The sequence below is a fragment of the Streptomyces phyllanthi genome (assembly GCF_009377205.1).
In the GTDB taxonomy this organism is placed as follows: domain Bacteria; phylum Actinomycetota; class Actinomycetes; order Streptomycetales; family Streptomycetaceae; genus Streptomyces; species Streptomyces phyllanthi.
On record NZ_VJZE01000726.1, the window covers coordinates 1 to 2934 of the forward strand.

A 2934-nucleotide genomic window follows, 5' to 3' on the forward strand; every position below is an offset into this window, starting at 1 on the left:
GGTGGGGCTGGTGCATGAACACCCCTTCCGTTCTCGTTCGGCTCCGCGCCGTCTCACGCGGACGGCGCGGTACGGGTCCGCCCGCCCGCCACGCGCCGGCCGGACCGCTGGCTGATGGAGGAGAGCGCGCCCTCCAGGGCGAAGGTCGCGGCGCCCAGGCACACGGGGTCCGTGGGGATGGGGGACAGGACGATCTCGGTGGCCGTGAACGGCCGCCGCAGCGAGTGCCGGGACACGGCCTCGCGCACCTCGTTCAGCAGCGGCTCGCCGAGCGTGGCCGCGACCCAGCTGCTGAGCACGACGACCTGGGGATTGAGGAGGTTGACGAGGTCCGCGATACCGGCGCCGAGGTAACGGGCCGTGTCGCGGACGACCTTGAGGGCCACGGGTTCCCGGTCGGCGACCCCGCGGGCGAGCGCGTTGATGGTGGCCGTCTGGTCCTCGGGATGGAGCAGGGTGCTCTTCGGACTCAGCTCCCTGAGGTTCAGCATGATCCCGGGCGCCCCGACGTAGGTCTCCACGCACCCGTGGTTGCCGCAATGGCACAGCCGTCCGTCGAGCACGAGGGTGGTGTGCCCCCACTCGCCGGCGCTGTTGCTGACACCCCGGTGCAGTCCGCCGCCGAGGACCAGCCCGGCACCGACTCCGGTGCCGAGATTGACGACCACGGCGTCCCCGTGCCCGCGCGCCGCGCCGAACCACAGCTCGGCGACCGCGCAGGCGCGCAGCGGATTGTCCAGGTACAGCGGGTAGGCGATGTGCTCGGAGAGCAGATCGAGCAGCGGCACGTCGTGCCAGTCCCAGTTCGGCGCGTACTCCGCGATGCCGGTGTCGCGGTCGACCTGTCCCGGCACGCTCACACCGACGCCCAGCACCCGGGCGCCCTCGACGCCCGCCTGGGCGACCACCGAGCCGACGGCAGCCGCGACATGGCCGACGACCTGCTCCGGGAGGCTCTCGCCCGGGCGCATGTCCTCGTCGGCCCGCGCGAGCACGTTCAGCCCGAGGTCGAAGAGCTCGACACGGACGTAGGTCTCCGCGATGTCCACACCGATCAACGCGCCCCCCGACGCGTTGACGGCCACGAGGCCCCGCGGGCGCCCGCCCGCCGAGTCCTCGAACCCGACCTCCGTGATCATGCGCAGGTCGAGCAGCTCACCGACGAGTGTGGCGACCGTGGCGAGGCTCAGTCCGGTGGCGGCGGCCAGCTCCTGACGGGAGGTGGGCGACTCGGCGATGATCTCGCGCAGCACCTCATAGCGGTTCGCGGTGCGGATGTCGCGTGACGTGCGCTTCATCACCGACACGATCTCCCTCGATCTCTTCGGCCCATGGCCAGACCGTTCGGCTCCGGCGCGGCGCAAGGCTATGACGTGCCGGTGCTTTCGACAAGGGGTTAGGAAATGGGGTTTACAAAGTCCGGCCGGAGACGGGCGGCACGTCAGGGTATACGGCCCGAAGTGTGCGTCCCCGGATCAGCCTCCCAGAACGTCCCGTACGAACGCGTTGCGGAACTTCCCCGTCGGGTCCAGCGAGTCGGCCAGCACCCGGAACTCGCCCAGCCGCGGGTACCGTTCGCGCAGCACCGCCGACGCAGCGGTGAAGACCTTGCCCCAGTGCGGTCGCGGTCCGAATGGGTCCAGCGCCGCCTCGACCCGGCTCACCACGGGCAGCACGGCCGGGGCGTCGTCGATCCAGGTGAAGTGCAGGGCGACCGTGTCCCTCCCGTAGGACGGGCTGAGCCACTGCTCGTCGGCGGCCACGGTGCGGACTTCGCAGATCTGCAGCACGGGCGCGATCACGTCCCGTATCCCGTCCAGCGCGTGGAGCGCCTCCAGGGCGTGCGGGCGGGGCAGCAGGTACTCGGACTGGAGCTCGGCGCCGCTGCTCGGCGTGAACTCGGCCCGGAAGTGCGGCAGTCGCTCGTGCCACGGCCCCGGCACTCCGAACTGTTGTGTGCAGTTCTCCGCGGGCATCCCCGGCACGGGGTGCACCGCCTCGGCCGCGGGCGGGGCCCACGGGAAGTGCGGCAGCGGCTGGTCGGTGCGCCGCTTGATCCACACGTGGTTGAAGCGCGGCTCCCGCCAGTCGGTGAACAGACTCACGCTGTACGCCGTCGCCGCCACGGCCGCGTGGTCGAGCCCGGCGAGCGGAAGGCCTACGTGCACGTACTGCTCGACCTCGAAACCGGGCTCCAGATCAAGGGTGAGCGCCGTGACGACACCGAGGGCGCCCAGGGACGTGACGGCGCCGGCGAAACGCAGGTCGTCCCGGCCGATGACGGCGGTCTCCCCGTCCGCCGTGACCAGCTCGACCTCACGCACGGCCGAGGCCAGCGGGCCGTTGGCGTCGCCCGACCCATGGGTGCCGGTCGCCACCGAGCCCGCCACCGAGATATGGGGCAGCGAGGCCATGTTGGGCAGGGCCAGGCCGTGCCGGTGCACCGTGGCCGCGAGTTCCGCGTACCGGACACCGCCCCCGACCCGTACCGTACGGGCCGCCGTGTCCACCTCGACCGCCGTCGGCAGCGCGGCCAGCGAGAGCAGCACGCCCTCGCTCCCCGGCTCGGCGATCTCGTTGAACGAGTGCCCGCTGCCCAGGACCCGCACCTTCCCGCTGCCCGCGACGAGAGCCCGCACCCCCTCGACGGAGTGCGGCCGGTGCAGCTCCTTGGCCGTGTAGGTGATGTTGCCCGCCCAGTTGGTGAGGGTCCCGGTCCCGGTCATCCTCGGTGTCCTTCCGCGGAAGCCCCCGCCGGCTCTCGCCGGCGAAGTTTTTGTTATCGGTCGTCGTGTGCCGCGTCTCCCGTACGTACGACAGCCCACGCAGGGCGGTTGCGTACGGCAGTCGCGTACGACGGAATACCAACCGAAGGACACCTCGTGATCAACCCCCGCGGGCGCGCCCACGACTGACCGCGCCCCCTCGGACGGC

At 71.7% G+C, this 2934-nt stretch carries 2 protein-coding genes; both read right to left on the bottom strand.

Going from position 1 to position 2934, the window contains the following annotated elements; translation table 11 throughout:
* Positions 1–53: 53 nt before the first annotated feature.
* A complete protein-coding gene (locus FNH04_RS44000) occupies positions 54–1298 on the bottom strand; it encodes an ROK family transcriptional regulator (RefSeq protein WP_152791839.1) in 1245 nt (414 codons plus the stop codon).
* 177 nt (positions 1299–1475) lie between these two features.
* A complete protein-coding gene (locus FNH04_RS44005) occupies positions 1476–2726 on the bottom strand; it encodes an FAD-binding protein (RefSeq protein ID WP_152791840.1) in 1251 nt (416 codons plus the stop codon).
* Between the last annotated feature and the right edge of the window lie 208 nt (positions 2727–2934).